Source organism: Streptomyces sp. NPDC020747 (assembly GCF_044334695.1).
Lineage (GTDB): Bacteria > Actinomycetota > Actinomycetes > Streptomycetales > Streptomycetaceae > Streptomyces.
In genome coordinates, this window is the sequence record NZ_JBIRTJ010000006.1 from 255,959 (window position 1) to 263,356 (window position 7,398).

7 protein-coding genes are annotated in these 7,398 nt (G+C 72.6%); 4 read left to right on the forward strand and 3 right to left on the reverse strand.

Going from position 1 to position 7,398, the window contains the following annotated elements; all coding sequences use genetic code 11:
• Window positions 1-430: 430 nt before the first annotated feature.
• Window positions 431-1,114, reverse strand: a complete 684-nt coding sequence (locus ACH4YP_RS18630) for a pentapeptide repeat-containing protein (RefSeq protein WP_361063540.1) — start codon at window positions 1,112-1,114, stop codon at window positions 431-433.
• A 146-nt stretch (window positions 1,115-1,260) separates the two neighbouring features.
• Here ACH4YP_RS18630 and ACH4YP_RS18635 point away from each other — a divergent pair, with 146 nt between their 5' ends.
• Together ACH4YP_RS18635 and ACH4YP_RS18640 are read left to right on the forward strand one after the other, a co-directional pair.
• Window positions 1,261-2,469: an NAD(P)-binding protein gene (locus ACH4YP_RS18635; RefSeq protein ID WP_398491213.1), complete on the forward strand. Its 1,209-nt coding sequence runs from the start codon at window positions 1,261-1,263 to the stop codon at window positions 2,467-2,469.
• 43 nt (window positions 2,470-2,512) lie between these two features.
• Window positions 2,513-3,514, forward strand: coding sequence for a zinc-binding dehydrogenase (locus ACH4YP_RS18640; protein ID WP_398491215.1), 1,002 nt, complete (start codon window positions 2,513-2,515; stop codon window positions 3,512-3,514).
• Between the two features lie 19 nt (window positions 3,515-3,533).
• Here ACH4YP_RS18640 and ACH4YP_RS18645 read toward each other — a convergent pair whose 3' ends face one another.
• Window positions 3,534-4,367, reverse strand: a complete 834-nt coding sequence (locus tag ACH4YP_RS18645) for an aminoglycoside phosphotransferase family protein (protein ID WP_361063549.1) — start codon at window positions 4,365-4,367, stop codon at window positions 3,534-3,536.
• A gap of 70 nt (window positions 4,368-4,437) precedes the next feature.
• Between ACH4YP_RS18645 and ACH4YP_RS18650 the strand changes: the two genes are divergently transcribed.
• Window positions 4,438-5,904: an FAD-dependent oxidoreductase gene (locus ACH4YP_RS18650; RefSeq protein WP_361063552.1), complete on the forward strand. Its 1,467-nt coding sequence runs from the start codon at window positions 4,438-4,440 to the stop codon at window positions 5,902-5,904.
• A 25-nt stretch (window positions 5,905-5,929) separates the two neighbouring features.
• Window positions 5,930-6,658, forward strand: a complete 729-nt coding sequence (locus ACH4YP_RS18655) for an alpha/beta hydrolase (protein ID WP_361063555.1) — start codon at window positions 5,930-5,932, stop codon at window positions 6,656-6,658.
• Here the strand turns inward: ACH4YP_RS18655 and ACH4YP_RS18660 are convergent.
• A complete protein-coding gene (locus tag ACH4YP_RS18660; protein WP_398491218.1) occupies window positions 6,648-7,391 on the reverse strand; it encodes a type VII secretion system-associated protein in 744 nt (247 codons plus the stop codon). The two genes, ACH4YP_RS18655 and ACH4YP_RS18660, sit on opposite strands and share 11 nt — an antisense overlap.
• Window positions 7,392-7,398 lie beyond the last annotated feature (7 nt).

Here is a 7,398-nt window from a genome sequence, read left to right on the forward strand (position 1 = left end):
GGCTGCGCCCCCAGACCCCCCCATCGGCCTGAACGGCCTCGTCCTCAAACGCCGGACGGGCTGAATGTGCTCGGCCACACCCGAAAAGTGCCCGCCCCCACACCCAAGGCCGCCGGACAGACCCACAACGCAAGCCCTCCCCACGCACCCCGGAGACGAGCACGGAGACGGGTAAACACCCGCAGCCGCAGCCGTAGCCCCAGCCGAATGAACGCGGGAGCAAGCCATACCGCAGCCGCCGGACGCAACGCGGGCGCGGGCCGTGCCGGTACGTCGAAAGCCCGCCGCGTAGGGCTCCTCCCGTAGCCGGGACCCTAGGAACCGCAGCCGTACACCCGGAAGCGGCGGGCTCGACGTACCGGCACGGCCCGCGCCCGACCCCACCACCGCCAGGTCGCGCACCGGCAGGTCGCACATCGGCAGGTCGCGCTCAAACCTCCACCCCCACCACCCGAACCCCCATCTCCGCCGCGAACACCCCCGCCAGCTCCATCAACTGACCCGGACTGATCACGGCCCCCGCCAACCGGTCGACCCCCCGCGCGAACTCCACCTCGGCCGCCCGCCGCAGATCGACGTCCACGAGCGTCGCCCCACTGAGGTCCGCCCCCTTCAGCACGCAGTCCACGAACTCCACCCGCTCCAGCCGAGCACCCCCGAAGTCCGGCTCGACGAGCACACACCCCTCGAACACGACATCCCTGAGCCGGGCCTCCCGCAGATTCAGATAGTCGATCTTCCCCCCGCGCACGACGACCCGCTCCAGCACGGCCCCGTGCCACTGGACCCCACCCAGCCGGGCGTCGACAACCTCCACGTCCCGGAAGGTCGAAGCCCCAAGATCCGTACCCACACCCCGGATCCCGGTCAGCACGGAGTCCAGCACCCGCACGCCACGCAGCCGCGTCTCGTCCACCGCGCACCCCGTCAGGGCGCAGTCCATGAACCGCGCACCCCCACCGTCCTGCCCCACGAAGTCGACGTCACTGAACCGCAGCCCGTCATAGTCCCCGTCAGGCTCCAGCCCTCCACCCTCATACGACTCAAGCGGCGGCAACCGCACCTCGGGCCGCCGAGCAGCCTTGACCCCCGCCTTCGCCACGTTCCTCACCATCCCCCCATCCTGCACCCACCCACTGACAATCCACCTGACCAGCCAAAACACCCCCGATGTCACATTCCGAAGCCTCCGAAGAGTCATAGAGGAGAGCAAACGCGCCCAACGAACCCCAGGCCCCGGACCAGAGGAGACCCAAGCCCATGCACCGCCCCACACACCGCCCCACGCATCGCATCGCGCACCGCATCACCGTCGTCGGCGGCGGCTTCGCCGGCCTCACCGCGGCCATCACCGCCGCGGAAGCAGGCGCCAAGGTCACCGTGTACGAAGCCCACCACACCCTCGGCGGCCGAGCCCGCACCGCCGAGGGGCCGTACAAAACGAACGAGGGCCCCCACGCCCTCTACAAGGGCGGCCCCCACTGGACCTGGCTCGGCCAACGCGACCTGATCGGCGAACTCGCCCCGCTCCCACCCCTGGAGGCCGCCCGCCTCCGCCTCCGCCACAAGGGCGCCCTCCGCCGCACCCCACCGTTCGCGATGCTCAAACTCCTCCGCCGTACGGCCGAACAGGCCCCCGTGGACCAGGATTTCAAAACCTGGGCCACGAAAATCGCAGGCGAGGAAGGCGCGACCGCGGCGGCCCACTACTCCGCGGTCGCCCTCTTCCACCACGACCCGGGCGCGCTCTCCGCCGCGTTCGTACAGGAACGCCTGCGCCGCGCGACGAAGCTGCCCCCCGAGGCGAACTACCCGCGCGGCGGCTGGGCGAGCGTGATCGACAGGATGGCGGCCCGCGCCTGGAACCTCGGCGTACGTGTGGAAACGCTGGCCCGCGTCAACGAACTCCCCACCGAGCACGGCCCGGTCGTCGTCGCCACCTCCCTCGACGCCGCCCGCACCCTGCTCAAGGACAGCTCCCTGACCTGGACGAGCGGCCGAACAGCACTGATCGACCTGGCGATCCGTACCCGCAGGGGTGACGCGTTCGCCGTCTCCGACCTCGACGCTCCGGGCTGGATCGAGCGGTTCACGGCCCAGGACCGCACGCTCGCCCCGGCGGGCGAACAGCTCCTCCAGGGCCAGATCCCGATCGCACCGCACGAGTCCCGCGCGGACGGCGTCGCCCGCGCCGAGGAACTCCTCGACCTGGCCTTCCCGGCCTGGCGCGACCGAGTGACGTACCGCCGCGAGGCGCTCGCGAACGGCCGCACCGGCGCGGTGGACCTGCCCGGTACGAGCTGGCGCGACCGCCCCCGCATCGACCGGGGCAACGGCGTGTACCTGGCGGGCGACCAGGTCGCGGCACCGGGTGTGCTCTCCGAGGTGTCGTTCAACAGCGCGCTGGAAGCGGTGTCGCTGGCGCTGGGCACCCGAACGAGGTCGGCCCTTGACCTGAAGCACGCTTGAGGTTGGAAGCTGGTGAGACCACCCGCCCCACCCGAGGAGCCCCATGCGAGCCATCCGCCTCCACACCTTCGGCCCGGCCGAGAACCTCACGTACGAGCGAACGGACGACCCCCGCCCCGCCCCCGGCCAGGTGCGTGTCCAGGTCGCCGCCGCGGGCGTACACCTCCTGGACACGGCGATCCGGGCGGGCATCAAGGGCCCGCTCCCGGAGCTGCCCGCGCTTCCCACGATCCCCGGCCGCGAGGTCGCAGGCACGGTCGAGTCCCTCGGCGAGGGCGTCGCCGCACTCTGGCTGGGCAAGCGCGTGGTGGCCCACCTGGGCTTCAACCCGGGCGGCTACGCCGAACTGGCCGTCACGGACGTGGACCGGCTCCACGAGATCCCGACGAACCTGGACTTCGCAGCGGCGGTGGCGATGATCGGCACGGGCCGTACGACGATGGGGATCCTCCAGTTCGCCGACCTGACCCCCGACTCCGTGGCCGTCGTCCCCGCCGCGGCGGGCGGCATCGGCACCCTCCTCGTGCAGTACGCGAAGCACGTCGGCGCCACCGTGATCGGCCTGGCGGGAGGCCCCGAGAAGGTGGCACGGGTCGAGAAGAACGGCGCGGACCTGGCCGTCGACTACAAGGACCCGAACTGGCCGGACCAGGTGAGGCGGTTCCTCGGCGACCGCCCGGCCACGATCGTCCTGGACGGCGTGGGCGGCGACACGGCCCGCGAGTCGGTCGCGCTCCTGACCACCCCCACCACCCCGCGCACCCCCAACGCCAGACACCTGGTCTTCGGCTGGTCGGGCGCGGGCCTCCACGACGGCACCCCGTACCTCGTCGAGGGCCTGTCGGAATCGGTCCTCGGCCCAGTGATGATGCAGAGAACCGGCGGCCCCAACCCCATCCGCACCCTGGAACTCCGCGCCCTCGCCGAGGCCGCCGAGGGCCGTCTCACCTCGGCCGTCCAGCGCTTCCCGCTCTCCCGGGCGGCAGCCGCACACCGGGCCCTGGAAACCCGGGACACCATCGGCAAGGTGGTCCTGGAACCGTGAGCCCACGTGACGCCCCCGCTCAACGCCCGAGCAACACCCGCGCGATGGCGACCTGCTCCGCGTCCAGCCCCTCCCCCTCCTCCACCTGCCACAGCGAGTTCTGCAGCACCCGCCCGAGCGTCCAGGCCCGGGCCCTCTCCCGGTCCAGGCCCAGCGTCTCCGTCAGCAGGTCGAAGCGGGGCGTCAGCCGCCCCTCCTCGTAACGGTTCCAGAGCGCGGGCAGCAGCTCGAAACCCGGGTCGCCCGCCAGCGGTTTCGGGTCGATGACGAGCCACGGTTCGCGGTCGGCCGCGAGGACGTTCTCGAAGTGCAGGTCCCAGTGCAGCAGCCGGTCCCCGGGCTCGCCCGCGACCTCGCGCACGGCCGCCGCGCAGTCCTCCAGCAGCCGTCGGTCACCCTCGGCCCCGCCCTCGTCCGCGAGGGACTTGAGGACGGCCGGCAACCGCTCGAACATGCTCGCGACGACGCCGTCCAGCGTCCGCAGCCCTTCCGGCGCCGGCACAGCCGTCAGCCGCGCCAGCAGCTCCGCGAGGATCGTGGTGGCCTTCATCACGTCCGCCACACCGGCCAACGGCCGTCCCTCGTCGAGCCGTTCGAGCAGCAGCGTGCCCGTCCGCGCGTCCTCGTCCAGCAACCGTACGACGCCGTCGCCGCCCCAGGTCCGTAGCGCGAGGCCCTCGCCCACGGTCTCTTCGTCCACGTCCTGGAGCTTCAGCGCGGCCCGCGTGCCGTCCGCTCGCACCACCGGCAGGACGACCGAGACCCGCCCGCTCATGGGCGTCCCCTCCTGCCGCAGCCCCCACCGCTCCAGGAACTCCTCGCCCCGCTCCAGCAGCCGCGCGTACCGAACCATGACCATCACCTCACGTAACCATGGAATCCGAAGGAGACACCCGCCACCCGGAGAAGCTAACGTCCCGCGCATGAGCAGCACGGAGAACGCGGACCGCGCGACCGACACGGCCCGCGCGGCGCACGCGCCCCGCACCGCCGACGGGCCCCGCACCGTAGTCAACGGCGGCATATCGTTCTGGTACGCGCAGGACGGACTCCCCTCGCCCCGTGAGCCCCTCCCCGGGGACGCGAGTGCCGATGTGGTGATCGTGGGCGGTGGCTACACGGGCCTGTGGACCGCCTACTACCTGAAGAAGGCAGCGCCCTTCCTGCGGATCACGGTCCTGGAGCAGCGGTTCTGCGGCTACGGGGCGTCCGGCCGCAACGGAGGCTGGCTCTACAACGGCATCGCGGGCCGCGACCGGTACGCGCGCCTGCACGGCCACGAGGCCGCCGTACGCCTCCAGGAGGCCATGAACGCCACGGTCGCCGAGGTCGTGAAGGTCACCGAGGAAGAGCACATCGACGCGGACGTCCACCGGGGCGGCGTACTCGAAGTCGCCTACACCCCGGCCCAGTTGACCCGCCTCAAGGCCTTCCACGAGACGGAACTCTCGTACGGGGAGAAGGACCGCGAGCTGTACGGCGCGCACGAGACCGCCGAGCGGATCCGGGTCGCGGACGCGGTGGGCTCGACCTGGACCCCGCACGGCGCCCGGCTGCACCCCGTCAAGCTGCTCAAGGGCCTGGCCGCGGCCGTCGAGGCGCTCGGCGTCACGATCCACGAGTCGACGCCCGTCACCGAGATCAGACCCAAGCACGCCGTCACGCCGTACGGCACGGTCCGCGCCCCCTATGTCCTGCGCTGCACGGAGGGCTTCACGGCCTCCCTGAAGGGCCAGAAGCGCACCTGGCTCCCCATGAACTCCTCGATGATCGCCACCGAGCCGCTGACCGCCGAGCAGTGGGAGTCCGTCGGCTGGGAGGGCCGCGAGACCCTCGGCGACATGGCGCACGCGTACATGTACGCCCAGCGCACGGCCGACGACCGCATCGCGCTGGGTGGCCGCGGAGTCCCGTACCGCTTCGGTTCGCGCACGGACAACGACGGCCGTACGCAGGCGTCGACGGTCCGTGCCCTGCGGGAGATCCTCGTCCGGCTCTTCCCCCAGCTCTCGTCCGTCGCCGTGGCCCACGCCTGGTCGGGCGTCCTCGGTGTGCCGCGCGACTGGTGTGCCACGGTCACCCTCGACCGCTCCACGGGCCTCGGCTGGGCCGGCGGCTATGTGGGCTCCGGCGTCGCCACCGCCAACCTCGCCGCACGCACCCTCCGGGACCTGATCCAGCAGGATTCCGGCCAATCCGGGGCGACCGGCCTGACCACCCTCCCCTGGGTCGAACACAAGGTCCGCAAGTGGGAACCGGAGCCTTTCCGCTGGCTCGGGGTACACGGCATGTACGCGACGTATCGAGCCGCCGACCGCCGCGAACTCACCACCCATGCCGCACAGTCGTCCCGGATCGCGCGTATCGCCGACCGGGTCGCGGGCCGCTGATCCGCCGTACAGACAGGGGAACCCCATGAGCACCGCAGTCATGGACACCGTCCGTTACTCCTCCGACGGCCAGCTCCTCGACATCCATCGCGCCGCCGCCCCGGACGCCCCGACAGTTCTGCTCTGGCACGGGCGCGGCCCGGCCGAGCGGGACGTCCTGGGCGCCCTGGCCGCGGAGGTGGCCCGCCTCGGCGCCACCGTCATAGTCCCCGACTGGCACCCGGACGCCCCCGACGGCGGACGCCCCCAGCTCGCAGCGTCCCTCCGCTTCACCTGGGACTTCGTACGGGACCCGGCGGAGGTCGTCCTCGTCGGCTGGTCGCTCGGCGGCCGGGCCGCGATGGCAACGGCCCTGCGCCCGGACCCGCCGGAGGGCTGGCGCCCGGCCGCCGTGGTCGGCATCGCCGCCCGCTACAACCAGCCCGAGCCGCTGCTCGGCCTGCCCTCCCCGATGGCCGTCTGTGCCTCCGCCCCGCCGCTGCCCATCCACCTCGTGCACGGCACGGCGGACCGGGTCTGCGACTTCGCCAACGCCCACGAGTTCCAGGCCGCCCTGGCCGCCTGCGGCCGTCCGGCGCCGCTCACCGTGCTCACGACGGACCACTCGGGCGCGGTCATGGCCGAGTACGCCTCCGAACTGGGCCGCTGCCGCCCCGCGCACTCCGGAAGCGCCCACCGCGAGGGCCTGCGCACGGCCCGTGTCATCGCGGAGGCGGCGGGCCTGCCCACGCGGGAGGACCGGGTCAGCGGGTGACCGCGGCCGTGGCCGGCCGCTCCTCGCCACGTGCCTGGGCCACGATCTCCCCGACCAGCGCCTCGGTGTCCATGATCATGCCCGCCGGGCCCGAGGGATTGACGTAGAGGGAGTACCCGGCGGGCAGCTCCTCGACGAGTTCGGGGACCGGGACGAGCCGGGCCGCGTAGTTTCCGACGGCGCGGGAGTACAGGGGCGAGGTGAAGACGGGGATCACCGGTTCGCCGTCGGCCGACCGCACGGCCGCCCAGCCGCCGTCGGGTGCCGTGAACACGGCGACCTCGGCGGCGGCCAGCGTGCGCAGGACGTCCACGGCGGGCCCGTACCCCGTCACGGCGAGCTGGATGGCGGACTCGACCGGGTCGGTGGGTACGGGCCAGCCGAGGGCCTCCGGGGAGGGGCGGTACGCCTCGTTGTCCTCCCAGCCCACGATCCGGCCCGTGGGGCCCACCCGCCAGCGACCGGGGATCGCCCACTCCGGCGGCGCACCCCCGTTCTCACGGTCTCCCTCGTCCTCACCCGCGCCTTCGCCCTCGCCCTCGCCCGACCAGGCCGGATCGGGCACGCTCACCCACTGGCCGGACAGGTGCCGGGCGGCCTCGACGACCTCCGGGGGCGGTTCGGGCAGGTCCGAGGAGTCCGTCAGATCCGGCAGATCCTGTAGATCCTGTAGATCCTGTAGATCCAGCTGGTCCGGCTGGTCCGGGGCGTGCTCGTCGTCGTGCTCGGTCATCGACTTC